We start from the raw sequence: 15,998 nt of genomic DNA on the forward strand, positions 1-15,998 counted from the left end.
TCATAAAAAATGAAAATCATTGTGTGTTTCACTGCATCTTGAGATACCCTTGAATTCATTTGCTACCACTTAAATAAGAGGTGAATCTATGAACGCATACCATCAGTTGGTTGAGCATACAAAAAATATCACTCACTTCGAGCATCTTTCTGCAATCTGCGGCTGGGATCAGGCCGCGATGATGCCAAAAGGCGGGGCTGAAGCGCGTGCCCAAGCGATGGCCGCGTTACAAGTCCATATTCACCAGCTAATGAATCAGCCCCAACTGACCGAGTGGTTTGCTCAGGCAGAACAGGCACCACTTTCAACAGAACAGCAAGCCGTGCTCCGCGAGATGAAACGACTGTGGCAGCAAGCCACCGTGCTGCCTGAATCATTAGTTCAGGCACAATCAATTGCCGGCGCCCGATGTGAACATGCCTGGCGGCAACAAAGACAAGATAATGATTGGGCCGGTTTCGCGGCCAACTGGGAGGAAGTGGTCAAACTCTCACGCGAAGAAGCGCAGATTCGGGCCGCAGCGACAGGCAAGACCCCATATGATGCGATGCTTGACCTTTATGAACCCGGCGCATCGACCCAAACACTGGACAGCTTGTTTGACGACGTCAAATCTTGGTTGCCCGCGCTGATTGACCGTGTTCTTGAGAAACAGTCGCATGAGTCGGTTTTATTACCGCGGGGGAACTATCCGAGTGAGACGCAAAAATCGCTGGGATTAGCCGTGATGCAACAACTGCAATTCGATTTCGATCACGGGCGGCTGGATGAAAGTACCCACCCGTTTTGTGGTGGTGTGCCTACCGATGTCCGTATCACGACACGCTATAGTGAAACGGAATTTGTGCAATCGCTGATGGGAATCATCCACGAAACCGGACACGCGCGCTATGAACAGGGATTACCCAAAGCATATGCCGGCACACCGGCCGGTGAAGCACGGTCGATGGGGATTCATGAATCTCAATCACTCTTCTTTGAAATGCAGATGGGTCGCAATCCTTTGTTCATCAATCATCTGGCCGATTTGGCATCGCAGCATTTCAACGCACACAATGACCCCGTGTTTGCCAAAGCCAATCTGCAAAAGCTTTACTCCAGAGTGAGCAAGGATTTCATCCGCGTCGATGCTGACGAGCTCACCTACCCGGCTCATGTCATTTTGCGTTACGAAATCGAGCGCGACCTGATCAACGGTGTAATCGAATTGCGTGATGTACCAGCGTTATGGGATCAAAAAATGCAGAATTATCTCGGGTTATCCACCCAAGGCAATTACCGCCAAGGCTGTATGCAAGATATTCACTGGACGGACGGCTCATTCGGCTACTTCCCTTCTTATACACTCGGTGCAATGTATGCCGCGCAATTTATGGCAGCGATGAAGAAAACGGTCGATGTTGATGGAGTCATCCACAGTGGCGATTTGACACCGATATTCACTTGGCTATCTGACAATATTTGGTGTAAAGGGAGTTTGTTAACCACTGATGAACTGGTGAAACAAGCGACGGGTGAGACGTTGAATGCTGAGCATTTTAAAGCGCATCTTGAAAGTCGTTATCTTCGCTAGTTTGACAATATTATAAATAGTTTAGTTTTGGCATTACGTGATCCTCGCTTAATGCCAAAATATATACAAAGGCACTCGGGAAGAGTATTATTGACTTCATTCAATTGTCCTATTTTATTAATTTATTTTGTTATATTTCTGTTTTGAAACAGTTAAAAATTTTGAGATAGGATCAGAACAAATGAACTGGTATCGATCTAGTCGATAGCATTAAAAAGATTAAAACTAAAATAAAGGGAGAAGACTTGCAAAAAGAAAAAATGATAGCGCTCCATGCAGTCGCGACATCAGATAATTTGCTAAAATCAATTAAAATGTTTGAGAAAAACTTACCATTACTGCATGACTGTCATTTTGTCTTTGATGCGGAAAATGGTCCCTTGCCTGGTTATTCAGTAAACTTTGACTTCACAGATGGCTCCGCTATAAGAAGTTTATTTAAATCTCCGAAAGTGTTCGTTCTAGACTATAAAACTATCAGAGCCATGCAAACGGGAACCGCATCGTTCAAAGTTGATTACTCGATATCTCTTGATACCCAAGCACTAAGCTATCTCGAACCATTTCTTGAAAAACGAACTAGCAAACTTCCAAAAGATTTTGATGAAATATTTAAATTTATCTCTAAGGATGAAACTTCGATAGATCCCTTACCGTACATGCATGAGAACTACATAAACCTTAAAGATCCTCAAAAAGCTAATAAAATATTCCAGAAAATTAAAGCATACGAAGTTCTAAAGTCTCTAAACTATAAAATGCTATCTGAGCAACGCCTACTAGAATCGTACCTAAACGATCTAGAACTAAACAAAAATGCCCAAGAAAGCATTGCTTTCATGTATCAAGACTTATCTAACAGCACATATTTTGACACTATACGTACCCGCGTTTTTTCATATTATGCTCTGTTATTAAAAATGATTTATATCCAGATATATTCCCCAAAAAAATCAACTTATAATAAGTTAATAGAGTTCTTAGATTTTAGTCATTCAATTCTGTCTACGATGTTCTTCCGAGAAACTCTTATATCGAATAATTTTTTCGATAAAGGACAAGATTTTGGCTTCTTTAGTAAAATACAAAAGAACAAAACCGACCTCTTCGAGGTTGCTTTGGGAATGGCGTGGGATTTATATCATATACGCCAATTGGAATTGGGCTTAACGATAAGACCTGATTCAACAGCAGACTACTTTTTCCCGTCTCTACTCTCATGTGACAAACGTCTTGCTGAAGTTATGCATTTATATCCTCTACATTGTTGTGCTTATGTAAAAGACTCGTTTTATCCGATACCTTTCTATAATACAGATATAATAGAATCTATGACATGTACTGAGGATCAAAAAAATAGTATTAAAAATCGGTACTTTAGTCAAAATGCAATAGCAGAGAGAGATAAAAAGAGAAAACAAGCAATCGTAGATCTAGCTGATTCGGTAAGAACACTGGAGAAAGAACTATCTCAAGTTGCCAACGTCAAAATCAATGATTCAGTAATCGAGAGATTCAAATTGTGACTTTAGTTACGTATTCCACCTCACCCGATCATCTATTCGAGTAACGCGATCACAACCATTCCGATTGCACGACCAAGGGGATATTCTGCTCTTGCCGAACAGCCATTTACCCTTGTTAGTCTCTGCGGTCTGATGCAACGAAGTCAAGCAAGAGAATTATGATTTAATCAACGGTAAAGATGGCCCATGCATTACTTACGAGCGTAACGTTCTGGGGAGGGTTTTCTGGCGAATTTTTTCATCACTTAAATCAGGGTTTATATCGTTAGTACTAACCGAAGCATCAATGAACAATTCATAATTATTATTTTTATTCCACTCTATTAGAGACTATTTATATAGCTAATCGTATTCATGATGATAGCTAATGAATACTTTATTTTTATTTGTTGTCATTTCTCTTCCTACAATTTAGTTAGTTTACAAAATTTTCAATCAGTAACATAAATATAAAATTTCAGAAAGAAGCTAATTAACATTTAACAAGTTTATAATTTTATTATAAGTTGTAGAAACATCAGTAGTAGATGATACATGAAATATTTTTTCTTCACTTCCAAAATAGTAATTTCCCGTATGAACCACTTTCTTATACAACTCTTCTACTAAATTTAAATCTAGTTTATTTTCGTAATAACTATTATCTAATGTTTCGATTCTGTTTCCCTTTTCCAAAATGATAATATAAATATCAAATTTATCACTAAGATTACCGTATACAGAATTATGGATACTCTTTAACAATTGTATGTTCTTATTATTTTCCCCTTGAGCTGAACTATATACCAAAGCAGAGATGTAACTTCTATCCATTATAATAGTCTTATTAATAGAAGTAATTAAATCGTAATAATCAACAATATGGCTACAGGTATGAAGTAATTGTCTAGCAAGCTTGTCAAACTCCTTATCATTCGACTTTAATATATCCCTCAAAAATCCTAACTTATTACTTCCGTTAGGCTGAATTAAAAAATCACAATTTAATGAATCTTTTAATAGTTTTCCAATTGTGGTTTTACCTGAGCCATCTACACCTTCTAAGATAACTAATTTATTTTTCATTGATAATCTTTATACCTTTAAAAATAAGCATAAGAGCTTCATTTATATCAAGCGTATGAAAAAGTAATTTATTTTCTTCTACAGATAGACCATTATTGTCAGATAATAATTCTATCGATACCCCTTTAATGATGTCAAGTGAATCACTCCAACTAAACTGACTTAGTCTATTTAAATTTCCATAATCTTTATTATTTTTCTTTTGCCATTCAAAGGTAAGATCTTCACTATAAATATTCGACTCTATAATATTGCACACTCTACCAGTAATACCACCGAATGCACCAAGAAGATATAATGGTTTATCAAATGTTATTGAAAGTAATATTTCTTCAAAAACACCAGGACAGATACCTTTATAATTTTTAATTTTCCCAGAAACAAAAATTCTAGCATCTACTTGAACCGTTAGCATTTTCCTCATAGATGTAAGGCTTTCCCCCCATACATACTTATTATTAATAGTATCATATGGAAGGAATAATTGGTCATCATATGTAACATCACTAATCTTTGGTGGGGGAACTAATTCGAAAGTAGCTATATCTGTATATTGAGCCTTCCACAACTTAGTATTATCAGAGTCTAATAAATATATTGGCCAAGCTAAAAAATTAATCAGATTAATTGTACTCTTATCACTAGACTTACGGTCTTTTACTACATTCGCTTCATCAAAAATATATTTTGTATGACCCTCTGGTCGCAAATCTCCACCATATACCAAAGTGCCATTTTTAAATAGTACATGTTGAGCAATCGCCTGTGAAATATGTTTAAAATGTATAGAGTTCAATCCCAAGTCTAACATTTCTTTTTCATCAGGTTCAGATATACTAATACCTAACTTGAATCCAGTTAAGTCAAGCTCTTGATCTGTCAACGGAGTCACAACGTCTATACCAAAATCATCAAATAATTGTGTTTCAAATTCATATAATGGTGGATCAGGGTAAATTATACGATTAATCAGTTTTTTACCAGATCTGTGTATGCATTTCAGGTCAAACGGTTCAGGAGATCTAGATAACACATGAGTATTTTTGTCAGAATACTTTGATAACATGCTACGATTGTAGATAATCTTTAATGTTTCAAGCAAAGATGCTTCTAATATATTATAAGCATCTTCTTTAGTTAATGGGGTATTCGCATCAATATTAATTGATGGGACATTAGTAGAATATGGAAATATTCTATCCTCTCCGAACTTTAATGTACTAACTACAATAATAGGAATGTTTTTTTCTTTTGCATAATGAATTTCTTTTTGACACCAATATCTAGATGAATAGCTATCAGACTGTATAGATATCAAAGTAGATTTTTCTATTCCTCTTTTTATCTCTTCTGAAAACTGGAACCCAGCATGAATATTCTGAGCATCAAAAAAATTGTCTAAAGAGGTATTATCAATAATATTTTTTAGAAACTTAGCTATATCCTCAGCCCAACTATCATTCTTTGCATGGCTAAGGAATAATTTAATGGTAGCACTATCTCCATTAGTATCAGGAACAATATTTAATTTTTTTAAAATAGATTGAACTGTAGATACCAAGAACTCTGTCATCTTAATCTCAGGAGAAAAGTCACATTCTCTAATGAAGTTTAAATAAGAAAAATCACCACCCAATTTAAATGAATAATCTTTATCAAGTGCTATGGGAATTATAATTGAATCATTATCAAAAAGTTTTAAGTAATATTCTTTCCAATTGTAATCCCCCACAACGGATATACTAGAAAAACAGAAAACTATATTTTTATTATCATTAACAGTATAAATTGGCTTCGGTACCGAAGAAGTCGAAGATGTCCTGTAAAATATTGGGAAATTAATTGATCGAGACATTGGCTTTAAAACATCTCGGCTTAAATTATCTAAAAAATAATCATAATAAGGCTTAACCTTTTCACGATCATCTGGATGCCAAACAAAAAATATTTGATTAAAAATTTTGGACATTTTACTTCCCATCATATCTTTGAAATGTATGTGTAAACATTATAGGGTCTCCATTGATTCCCACATCAGCAGAATTATCGATCATTTTTAGTAACTGTTGTGCACAACTTTGCGATATTTCCCTATGACCCGGACCTCTTTTACATACAACACCAACCAATGCTTCAGGTATTTTTATACCATTAGAACCAAAGTAATAGAATAAATCAGAGATCAAGACTCTATCAGTAGTTTCAGTGTCTCGTTTAACATTTAATGGATTTTGTGTTCCATCTGGAAGACTGTGGTGCGAATCATCTTGAGCCCAATATAGTTCATCCGTTTCATCACTAATTTGGTGATAAATGTTATCGCCATACATTTTCTTTAAACTGCCATTCATTACAGGCTTCTTAAATTGATAATCAGGATTGCGGTAATAATCATTAAAGTTCGTAACTTCACTTATTTTCATAGCGAAAACTAAACGGGCACTAGCTCCCTTAGCAACAGAACTTGTTCCAAAGACCCAATCACCGACTTTAGCTACTTTTCTAATATTAGGTTTACAGGTTGCTAATGTGCATTTACCACCAAATGGGTTAGGAGCAAACCCATAATCCCTAGGTATAACATACGAAAAATATCTACATGCCATTAGCAAACCTCCCTTTTAGAACTTAATTTACTTTCCCAAGGGCTGCCGTCAACTTTTGACCATCCACTATATACGCCATTTATTGCGTCAATAATCTTATCTGAATTCCACCCTACTAGAGCATCACCATATTTTTGAAAACTATCTGGAACATCAGAATCTTTTGCTCCCTGAATAAATACTCCGATGATGGGCTTACCTAAACGATAAGCTAAATCAATTTCCCAATTAACCCACTCTCTGGTATGAGTTTCTGGACCAATCAAAACAATAGCTGAACCCGCCCATCGCATTTTGTCCCTTAAAAGAGATTTAATATAATCTTCGTTGCTAGCATCATTTGGTTTAGTACTATCTATAGAACTATTTTTCAGTGTATAACCGTTTTTTGATAACAGACTTTTTAAACTTTGAACACTCTCATCATCTTTCCCATAATGACTAATAAATACGTTTTTATCTGCCATATAAAACCTCAATAATTAATAGTTGGATTTACAAACTCTACGCTAGATTTTGTTATATATTGATATAAAACTTTTTGCCAATCATTCATAAAATCAGATTCTAAATCAATCAACTTAGTATTTAAATTTTGCCTCAACTCTCTTTCCCATATGGATAATTTCTTTAGCTTTGAATTAAATTCAGAAAATGAGCATATATCTCTTTTATATTTATAAATATCACAATCAAACTTAGATTTTGACATTTCAACAATTCTCTCTCTATAATCACCGTAATAATGCAAGTTATTAACCATATGATAATACGAACCAATATTTACATTAATAATTTGAGACAAGTATTCTTGTATGAATGTAAAATTAAATATATTAACTCCTGTCATACCCCATATAAAATCATTAGATCTCATGTGAACATATAAATCTAATTCATTCTTTGAATTTATTATAAATTGAAGAGTTCTCGTACAAGGATAATCTTTGGTTTTCTTTAGATTATTTCCAATAAAATTATCTTTGTTAGGATCGCCCAAATCAATCACTGCTCTTCTCGATGATTTTTCATTTGATAAACACCTTATAATATATGACAGTTGATCTACACTTGATAATTCTGGTTCAAATATTTCATTACTTGAATAATCTGATATTTCATTGTTAAATTTTCTTATTCTCGGACCATATCCCCCACGAATAAAATAGCCATCGTCAGAAAAATCGTTTAACTTAGGTAAATAACACGTCATGAAATCTAAATCGTTCCGCCCATTGGCTATCCACAGTGATTCAGCATAACCTATATGATAAGGCCACCTTCTTTCCTTTAACTTTATTAAACGGGAAGTTGGGTTATTTATCTTTATCATTATTGGCTCTGGCAGTTCATAACAATCCATACCTCTTGTTCTCCTAGGTACAGCCTCTGTTAGCAGAATGCCAGAAACTTTCACTAAAAGTTCATCAATACCGTTATACGTTTCTGCATGCATAGTTAGTCTCTAATTTTAATTATCTAAATTCCATTTTGGAGGAAAAAAATAGTCAATTTTTGAATTATTTATTTTAAACTTTTGTTTAATCCTTTTATTTTTTATAGATAATTCAGGCATTTTAACTCTTAGGTATTTATCAGTTTCACAAAAACAATTTTGAAAATCTATTAACTTTGGCTCTCGACCAAATAAGTTATCAAATTCTAAAGAATATTTATCAAGATAGTTTAAATAATTATCTTTAGTAAATAGAATAGCATCCTCAAATGTATATTTACCTAAATCAGAGAAACATTTTAAAATTCCCCTCTTAGCTCCAATTCCTGCTTTAACAAATGAGTTTTCCGAAAAATCAAATAAATGAGTATAGTTAAGGTCTATAGCATACTGATAGGCTAAAAAAGGACCAATAAAACTACAATGGGAAAGAACGTTAAAAAGTTCCTCCAGAGAATGACACTTTAAAAACGACTCAATCCTATTTGATTTAAGTATCTCTTCATTGAGCATTGAAAGCCATTTTTCATGTTTATACTTATATTTTTCATTATATTTAGAATGGCTACCAGTCATTAAGTAAGCGGGGCTAAAAATAGGTCTATATTTTATTCTCTCCGTGAGAATTTCAGATATTTCGTTAACATTAAAATTATTGTAAGACAGCCTACCGACTCTCGATTCCATATATTCCCATGTATCAATTCTATTAAATATCTTGAATAAAATAACTCGTAGTAACAAATCCTTTTCTGAATAATTATATGAATAAATAACATTTTTTATTAAGTACTGTGATACCCTATCAGTACTTCGATAAACATTGGTGAATTTATACTGTTCTAGGATGGGATCAGAAGTGAGCATAGTATTATCAGTCGGGTTATTATATCTCAACCAAAATATTTTCATTCTTTCGCTCATGAAGTAAAAGTAGTATTGGTATGCCTCTTCTCTAACTTTCAATTTACCTCCTTGAAACTACTCACCTAATGGATTGATTTAACACTAAATTGACACTGTAGCATATGAATTTTATGGTAATGCGATTAATATCACACATTGTAAATCAAACTCTAATAAACGGTATAATTAACTTTTGAAAACAATTATTTATTTTGGGGCCTGCGTAGCTGCTTAAAACCATAATTTTCTTTGATATTTAATCAATAACAACACCTTGATATTATATAAGAATTTACATAAGCCATTGTTATTAATAAGTTTTATTTATTTTTCCTATATTGTTTAGTATGATTGTTTTTATTATAACAATAAGGACTAAATAATGATTAGTGGCTATTAGTTTATACATATCGAACCCTACGCTTGCATTGCAAGCAAAAACAACAAGCGTCAGAGTGCTAGAGGAATGATAAAAGAGGCAATGAAGTGTCTTTGAAGCATGCCCTCATGTTTTGAAGCCTAAGCAACCTATTATTGTCTATGGTCAAAGCCCTTGAAGCGCATTGGCGTTAGCAGAAAAGCAAGCCGAAATAGCGAAAGATAACCTTGGGCGGAAGTTCCGTAAAGATGGGTTAATCATGATACAAGTCGTTGCGTCATATCCTACTCGGACTAATGAGGTAGCATGGGAAGATCCTAATTTACAGCATTGGCTCAAGCTGACAATACAATTTCTTTCATCCAAATATGGCAAGCAATTGAAGTCTGTGGTGGTTCATTCAGATGAACCTTTTCGGCATTGCCATTTTTCTTTAGTTCCTTCTGTGGGTAATGATAATAGACTTGATATTGGAAAAGTACACCCAAGTATAGCAGCTAGAAGTACAGTAAAAACAAAAAGTGCTCATACACTGAAGCTATGAGAACATTTCAGGATGAATACCAAGCGTCTGTTGTCGTACAGTGTGGTTTAACAAGAGATGGGTCTCGACGCTGGAGGTTGACGAGAAAAGAATGGCAAACAGAGAAAGCAGCGTCTAACCGCCTCGCTAAAATCTTGAGCACTTCTGACATGATACAAAGTAAAGTTACTCTTGTAGATAAGCTACTGAATGAGTAAAAAACAAAAAATTACTTACTTCAAATGAAAATAATAAAATTATTAAAATGTATTAGTTCCGACTAGATCTGACACTTCAATTTGAAAAGAAGAGAGTTACCAAGAGTTAGTTGAAACTGGTGGGAGCGATGCGCTGATTAATCAAAGCCGTAGAGCTCCAAACTTGAAAAACCGTGTCGATATCGAAACAGAGCAGGCCGTGCTCAAGTACGCCATCGACTTCCCTGCTCATGGACAAGTCAGAACAAGCAATGAACTACGTAAACTAGGTGTGTTTATTTCTCCAAGTGGTGTGCGTTCAATCTGGCTTCGCAATGATCTAGAGAACTTCAAGAAAAGACTTATTGCACTGGAAAAACAGGTCGCAGAGGACGGTATCATCCTAACGGACGAGCAAGTAGCAGCCCTTGAGCGTAAGAAGCATGATGACGAGGCGTGTGGCGAGATAGAAACGGCACACCCTGGTTATCTCGGCTCTCAAGACACGTTCTATGTTGGCAATCTTAAAGGTGTTGGACGCATCTATCAGCAGACGTTCGTTGATACCTACAGCAAAGTTGCTTTCGCTAAGCTCTACACGACAAAAACACCAATCACCGCAGCGGATATGTTGAATGATAAGATTCTACCGTTCTTCGAGGCGCATGAGCTGCCAATGCTGAGAATCTTGACTGACCGAGGCACTGAGTACTGTGGCCGTGTTGAACAGCATGATTACCAACTCTACCTAGCCATCAATGATATCGACCACACTAAAACTAAAGCGATGTCGCCACAGACAAATGGTATCTGCGAACGCTTCCACAAGACCATATTGAATGAGTTTTACCAAGTGACATTCAGAAAGAAACTGTATGGTTCAATGGAAGAGTTACAGAAAGATCTGGACGAATGGATGGACTACTACAACAATCATCGTACTCATCAAGGAAAAATGTGCTGCGGCAGAACGCCGATAGAAACATTAGAGGATGGGAAGTCAATCTGGGCTGAAAAGAATCTAGCCCAGATATAATCTGACAGGCACCGAGTCGAAAAGTGGGTAACTGTCAGATCAGGTCTGAATTAGTACAAGCGATTTGGGTTTGATCTATCTTGGTCTAAAGCTATCTTGATCTAAAAATAGCGGCTTAAGTAGAGATGCTTTCAATAGTCAAAAAGCGGAATTCATTCCGTTTTTTGACTTTCATGTCACGAGCTGATGATACCAGCCGAAATGACTCACCATATTATCGGGTCGCCGCTTAATTAAAGCCTGTTCGGCTTTTTCTCTTCCGCACAAACTGTTTGGGTGTCATACACGCAATCTGCTTACATTCCCGGGTCATATGGGCCTGATCAGCAAAGCCCTGCTCCAGCGCCAGATCCGACAAAGAGATGTCAGGCTGTGCCCGAAGCTGCTCTAAAGTCTGTCTCACCCGTGTAATGCGCTGATAATGTTTCGGAGTAATCCCCAGCCATTTCTGAAACTGACGTTCTCTCTGACGCTGACTGATCGTAGCTCGCTCTTGGTGGATAATATGACTGACATCCTGAGGCTCATATGCTGCAATCAGATCTTGGCACCAGTGGTATAACGCAACCATTCTCGCTGACGGCGAATACGCTGTTTGCAGAGATGCAAATGTCGCTAACGTCAAAGAGGCGAGCGGATGCTCCCCCTCAATTCGTAACGGCTGTGCTAAGCGTTGACCAAACAACTGATAACCGACCGCAGGATGAAAGCGCACCCCGGCCATAACAGTACCGGGCGGCAGACAAACCTGATGCGCCAGTGTGCTGACAGGCAGTAACAGAACCCCCGGGCTCTGCCACTCGCCGTCCATCTGCACCTCATTTTGCAAAATGAACGTCACACCGGTTCCGGCATCACTGAGTAATTCCTTACGCACCGTTTGCACCGTGTCAGACGCGACGGAAACCGACCAGATTGCCTGAATATGGCCGGCTAACTTCCCCTGAGGTTTAAATATCTCAAAGTCTAAACTCAAACGAATTATCCTATTTAACCGCGACTCAGAGAAGAACGTCGTATCAATTGATACGCTTTCTTCTTGGTCTTCAGTTAAAGTATAAACAATGAAGTCCCGATTAGATGAACCCGAGTTCAATTATTTGGGCTGGTATACCCCCACCTGAGGCTTAAATGCCTTCACGATTCGATTCCAACTATTGATGGCGTTGATCGCAAACGTCAGGTTGACCATCGCTTTTTCACCAAAGGTATTCAAAGTCAGTTGATAGGTATCATCATCGACCGGCAGGCCGGCCGTCAGTAATTCAGCCCAGCCCAACGCAACTTGTTCTGGATCGCTGTAGAAGTACATGTCTTTCCACGCACTAAGCCCCCATATCCGTTCAGGCCTTTCTCCCAGTTTAAGTGCGTCTTTACTGTGCATATCGATACAAAATGCACACTGATTGATTTGTGAAACACGCAACTTGACCAGTTCCCATATGATCATATTCATGGTGTCAGATTGACGAAATTGCTCATGAAAATACGCTTCCTGAGCATACAAGATGTCAATTGCCTTCGGTGCGATGTCTGCATAGCTGAGTCGTTTTTGCATGGTCTTTCTCCTTTATTTTTTACATGATAAAAAACGTACTGAGCAATAGATTGAAGATTTTCGACATGTTGCTGAAATTACCCCACAACCATATTTCGGTCATCAACGAAACATCTTTTTTCAGTAATAAATAACGGTGAGCCGGGAATGATTTACTCACGCTTCGTTCAATCCCGTGTTTACAACAGAATGTTCTGAACTATCCTACTCCCCACACAACTACTTAGATTTCAATAAGCTATATAATAGCAACCCGTTTATTCAACATTAAGCGATTTACGCTATGAACAAAGTAGTAATGAGCGAGAGATAAAAGACCTGCGCTCGAAAATTACCGACAAAACCAATTTACCCTTAGTTAATTTTTATGACAAATAACCTTGATTGGTTTTTATGACGTAAGTTATTGAGGCTTAAGCATACAAGCGTTCAAGAGGGATTCGTGCCGCGTGGCATTTTTGGTATGCGGTGATTTTTGTGGTGAAAGTGTTCTGCGGAAACTTTGTTTATGCGGCACTCTACCAACCAGCTTGTAATAAGGTGTAATTGATGTTGGGTTTTTAACAAAATAGACTAGAAAGCCTATTTAATTTGTTACTTTTGCCACCATGATATTGCACTGAATTCAGCCAACGAACAACTACTCGAATTGAGCATCAACTCCGATAATACTCGGCTGGAAAATAGTAAATATCAGCAAGCTCATAAAATAAAATGCGCAGTCTTTTTCTGCCAATTGAGTAACCTGGATTGTAATCAAGCAAGACAGAGTGCGAAGTACAGGTCATGTTGAGAGGAAAAGGTGTATACCAAAAATGCAGAGCCCAATATATGCCTGATTAACTGTAATATCAAAGCACACAGGGATATTAATATGTTGGTATCACCACAAGGGTTTAATACTATGCACATCAGTGATAAGGAGTTTGGCCAAAAAAACTTCGCTGTAACACCTGTGGCATTTTTAATAGATGTCGTTGCAAAAACCAAGATGGTTGCCAGTGCTATGTTGGATAAGGTAGTGGATAGTATTCAAAAAAAATTTGGCTTCCTCGTACCTGTAATAGCTATGGTTAGCGAGTCGTGTGGGCATAAACAGGTGCTGTTTGATCGGGGCGCGCTGGACTATGTGAGCTATCCCTTAATTCCCGCAGAGTTACTACATCGGCTTAACTGCCTTAAACACTTACTGACCTTTAGACAGGATGCCGGTCTAAATAATCTGGGAAATAAAAAAGCGCGTCTGGCGAGCGAGGCGGTTGAGATTTTGCGCGCCAGGTTGTCTGAGAATATCACTTTAGCTGAACTGAGTACGACCCTCTCAACGAACAGAAATACCCTAGCCGAAGCGTTTAAAACACATATGAATACATCGATTTTTAACTGGCTGAGAGAGCAACGAATGCTCAAGGGCGCACAATTATTGGCCGAAACGTCGTTAAGTGTGGTACAGGTTGCAGAGCGCGTGGGGTATACCGATGGCAATAATTTTTCTACCGCGTTTAAAAAACAGTTTAATATGTCACCTTTGAACTATCGCAAAGCGCGTCAATGCAGTGCCACCGCGCTGTATGGAAAAAATAACATAAACCGATTGAGCCTCTAATGTGCCGCCGCAGGTATTGATTGCAAAAATTGTCTGCGCGCCTCAAAGCGTGCTGCTGGTACATACGGCCAGTAATCTACGTTGCATAAAGCCTGCGTAAACCCGTCAAGGTCATTATTGACTATGTATTCTTGGATCACTTTGCGGCTGAGCGGAGTATAGTGCCCGCAAAAGTGTAAATCGCCCACCATTGCCTTTATCTTGTTATCCAGTGCAGGCCAGTTTACCTTGCCATAGGCTGCCACGCAGTCGGATTTGGCACAAATACTTTGCACCTCCTCCTCAACCGAGCGCCAAACCACCTCAAATAGTTTTTGCTGTACTTGCTTACTCAGCCAGAGCTGAGATAACTGTTCAACCAAGATAAACCGTTTCACGTCTTCGCCAACTAAACCCGCCGCTTTTGCCAGCACACAAGTCGTAGCAAAGTCTAATCCGGCGCGGGATAAATCATAAATGATCTGCTCAGCAGAGCGGTCTTTACAGTCATAACCCCTCACCAGTATCAGCCCGGCGTTGTCGCCCGGTGTGCACAAAATGCCTTTTTGGCAGCAAGTCTTGTGAGTATGTTCCTGCCACCAAGTAAACTCACTGGGTGAAGTGGTCATATTAACCTCGGGCTGCGCTGATGGTGCCGGTGCATCAATTTCTTCCATATCAGGCATAGCGGGCTCTATTTGTGTCTGATCATGTGGCCGAGTATGCCCGGAGTTGTCTTTCGGCCGAAACAAGCCCAACGCCTGAATGCGCGTGACCACACGATTGCGAATAACCTGTAGTGCGCCACTCAGGCGCATTAACCCTTTTGGTAAAAAGTGAATAAACAAAACCGTTGCAGCGGCGCCCAAACAGGACAACAAAGGTTTATCAATATCCAGAATCAACTGGCTCTTTATGCCATGCAGGCGCTCAATCGGCAGATAGATACATAACAGCAACCCACAGCTTGTGCCGATACTCCCTTTTATCCAGTAACAGGAGGTAAACTCGTCAAGAAAACGCATACTTTTTAGATAGTGCCCTGCAATTGCCCGGCTGGTGGCCGCAGCCCCGAAGCCGGCAGCGCACAGGTAAAGCATAAAGTTAGCAAGCTGTGGCCAGCCATACAAGTTGGACAACGTTTGGTTTAACGTCGCACTGGTGACATAAGGTGACATGGCCAGCGCGCCGACACTGATCAAACAAACCAGTAGTACCAGAAGCAACTGGCGTACCAGCGGGATTGCCCCTAAAAACCTTAGCCGGCTGTTTTCATGCCCCTGAACCAGCCGAATACAGTCAAGCTTTGCTGGGGCTATCAACTTAGTAAGTTGCTTGTGCGCTTGCGCAAGTTGCGCGGTGTCTTGCTCTGATAACCCCTCACCATTTTGCTGCTTGCATGTTACAGCAGCGAGAAAGGCATTGGTTTCGGGTTTAACCGCGATACCCTGCATACTGGCGTAGCGGTGCATCGCGTTGAGTTCATCAATACGTTTTTTTATTAGCATAATAGGTGTCGATTTGATTGTGGGAGGGTTAGTGCTATGAGCGCTCAATACGTTAAAACTTGAGCAGTCAGAAAAAACTT

13 protein-coding genes and 1 pseudogene are annotated in these 15,998 nt (G+C 38.4%); 5 read left to right on the forward strand and 9 right to left on the reverse strand.

Annotation, left to right across the window (positions count from 1 at the left end; genetic code table 11):
* Positions 1 to 88 precede the first annotated feature (88 nt).
* Both OCU60_RS08775 and OCU60_RS08780 read left to right on the forward strand, forming a co-directional pair.
* On the forward strand, positions 89 to 1,573 hold the full coding sequence (locus OCU60_RS08775) for a carboxypeptidase M32 (protein WP_074372511.1): 1,485 nt from the start codon (positions 89 to 91) through the stop codon (positions 1,571 to 1,573).
* A gap of 245 nt (positions 1,574 to 1,818) precedes the next feature.
* Positions 1,819 to 3,099, forward strand: a complete 1,281-nt coding sequence (locus OCU60_RS08780; RefSeq protein ID WP_139302098.1) for a hypothetical protein — start codon at positions 1,819 to 1,821, stop codon at positions 3,097 to 3,099.
* 468 nt (positions 3,100 to 3,567) lie between these two features.
* Here OCU60_RS08780 and OCU60_RS08785 read toward each other — a convergent pair whose 3' ends face one another.
* Genes OCU60_RS08785 through OCU60_RS08810 form a run of 6 tightly spaced genes read right to left on the reverse strand, consistent with a single transcriptional unit; the run spans position 3,568 to position 9,192 of the window.
* On the reverse strand, positions 3,568 to 4,164 hold the full coding sequence (locus OCU60_RS08785; protein WP_074372513.1) for a deoxynucleoside kinase: 597 nt from the start codon (positions 4,162 to 4,164) through the stop codon (positions 3,568 to 3,570).
* Positions 4,154 to 6,133 (reverse strand): TIR domain-containing protein, encoded by a 1,980-nt coding sequence (locus OCU60_RS08790; protein ID WP_159439451.1) that lies wholly within the window; start codon positions 6,131 to 6,133, stop codon positions 4,154 to 4,156. The genes OCU60_RS08785 and OCU60_RS08790 overlap by 11 nt, the downstream gene beginning before the upstream one ends.
* 1 nt (position 6,134) lies before the next feature.
* Positions 6,135 to 6,770 (reverse strand): Nmad2 family putative nucleotide modification protein, encoded by a 636-nt coding sequence (locus OCU60_RS08795; protein WP_074372515.1) that lies wholly within the window; start codon positions 6,768 to 6,770, stop codon positions 6,135 to 6,137.
* Positions 6,770 to 7,237: a TIR domain-containing protein gene (locus tag OCU60_RS08800; protein WP_074372516.1), complete on the reverse strand. Its 468-nt coding sequence runs from the start codon at positions 7,235 to 7,237 to the stop codon at positions 6,770 to 6,772. Before OCU60_RS08800 ends, OCU60_RS08795 begins: the two co-directional genes overlap by 1 nt.
* Before the next feature lie 8 nt (positions 7,238 to 7,245).
* On the reverse strand, positions 7,246 to 8,226 hold the full coding sequence (locus OCU60_RS08805) for a thymidylate synthase (RefSeq protein ID WP_074372517.1): 981 nt from the start codon (positions 8,224 to 8,226) through the stop codon (positions 7,246 to 7,248).
* A gap of 15 nt (positions 8,227 to 8,241) precedes the next feature.
* Positions 8,242 to 9,192: a nucleotide kinase domain-containing protein gene (locus OCU60_RS08810; RefSeq protein ID WP_074372518.1), complete on the reverse strand. Its 951-nt coding sequence runs from the start codon at positions 9,190 to 9,192 to the stop codon at positions 8,242 to 8,244.
* Positions 9,193 to 9,695: 503 nt separating this feature from the next.
* On the opposite strand from OCU60_RS08810, the gene OCU60_RS08815 reads away from it, so the two are divergent.
* The gene (locus OCU60_RS08815; protein ID WP_074372519.1) at positions 9,696 to 10,055 is read left to right on the forward strand and encodes a plasmid recombination protein; all 360 of its coding nucleotides are present in this window, start codon (positions 9,696 to 9,698) and stop codon (positions 10,053 to 10,055) included.
* A 294-nt stretch (positions 10,056 to 10,349) separates the two neighbouring features.
* Positions 10,350 to 11,267: pseudogene (locus tag OCU60_RS08820) on the forward strand (IS481 family transposase); the annotation flags it as partial.
* 229 nt (positions 11,268 to 11,496) lie between these two features.
* On the opposite strand, the gene OCU60_RS08825 reads toward OCU60_RS08820, so the two are convergent.
* Both OCU60_RS08825 and OCU60_RS08830 read right to left on the reverse strand, forming a co-directional pair.
* Complete coding sequence (locus OCU60_RS08825; RefSeq protein WP_074372522.1) at positions 11,497 to 12,243, reverse strand: AraC family transcriptional regulator; 747 nt, start codon at positions 12,241 to 12,243, stop codon at positions 11,497 to 11,499.
* Between the two features lie 120 nt (positions 12,244 to 12,363).
* Positions 12,364 to 12,825 (reverse strand): carboxymuconolactone decarboxylase family protein, encoded by a 462-nt coding sequence (locus OCU60_RS08830; RefSeq protein ID WP_074372523.1) that lies wholly within the window; start codon positions 12,823 to 12,825, stop codon positions 12,364 to 12,366.
* An 874-nt stretch (positions 12,826 to 13,699) separates the two neighbouring features.
* On the opposite strand from OCU60_RS08830, the gene OCU60_RS08840 reads away from it, so the two are divergent.
* Entirely contained in the window at positions 13,700 to 14,431 is a 732-nt protein-coding gene (locus OCU60_RS08840) for a helix-turn-helix domain-containing protein (protein WP_074372525.1), read from the forward strand.
* Here the strand turns inward: OCU60_RS08840 and OCU60_RS08845 are convergent.
* Positions 14,428 to 15,918 carry a lysozyme family protein gene (locus tag OCU60_RS08845; protein ID WP_139302099.1) on the reverse strand — a complete coding sequence of 497 codons (1,491 nt, stop codon included), beginning with the start codon at positions 15,916 to 15,918 and terminating at the stop codon, positions 14,428 to 14,430. The two genes, OCU60_RS08840 and OCU60_RS08845, sit on opposite strands and share 4 nt — an antisense overlap.
* Positions 15,919 to 15,998 lie beyond the last annotated feature (80 nt).

Source organism: Vibrio spartinae (genome assembly GCF_024347135.1).
Taxonomy (GTDB): Bacteria; Pseudomonadota; Gammaproteobacteria; order Enterobacterales; family Vibrionaceae; genus Vibrio; species Vibrio spartinae.

What these genes read in the sequence shown, in the direction of transcription:
- OCU60_RS08775 (WP_074372511.1), top strand. Translation starts at nt 89, where the DNA reads ATGAACGCATACCATCAGTTGGTTGAGCATACAAAAAATATCACTCAC.
- OCU60_RS08785 (WP_074372513.1), bottom strand. Translation starts at nt 4,164, where the DNA reads ATGAAAAATAAATTAGTTATCTTAGAAGGTGTAGATGGCTCAGGTAAA.
- OCU60_RS08790 (WP_159439451.1), bottom strand. Translation starts at nt 6,133, where the DNA reads ATGTCCAAAATTTTTAATCAAATATTTTTTGTTTGGCATCCAGATGAT.
- OCU60_RS08795 (WP_074372515.1), bottom strand. Translation starts at nt 6,770, where the DNA reads ATGGCATGTAGATATTTTTCGTATGTTATACCTAGGGATTATGGGTTT.
- OCU60_RS08800 (WP_074372516.1), bottom strand. Translation starts at nt 7,237, where the DNA reads ATGGCAGATAAAAACGTATTTATTAGTCATTATGGGAAAGATGATGAG.
- OCU60_RS08805 (WP_074372517.1), bottom strand. Translation starts at nt 8,226, where the DNA reads ATGCATGCAGAAACGTATAACGGTATTGATGAACTTTTAGTGAAAGTT.
- OCU60_RS08830 (WP_074372523.1), bottom strand. Translation starts at nt 12,825, where the DNA reads ATGCAAAAACGACTCAGCTATGCAGACATCGCACCGAAGGCAATTGAC.
- OCU60_RS08840 (WP_074372525.1), top strand. Translation starts at nt 13,700, where the DNA reads ATGTTGGTATCACCACAAGGGTTTAATACTATGCACATCAGTGATAAG.
- OCU60_RS08845 (WP_139302099.1), bottom strand. Translation starts at nt 15,918, where the DNA reads ATGCTAATAAAAAAACGTATTGATGAACTCAACGCGATGCACCGCTAC.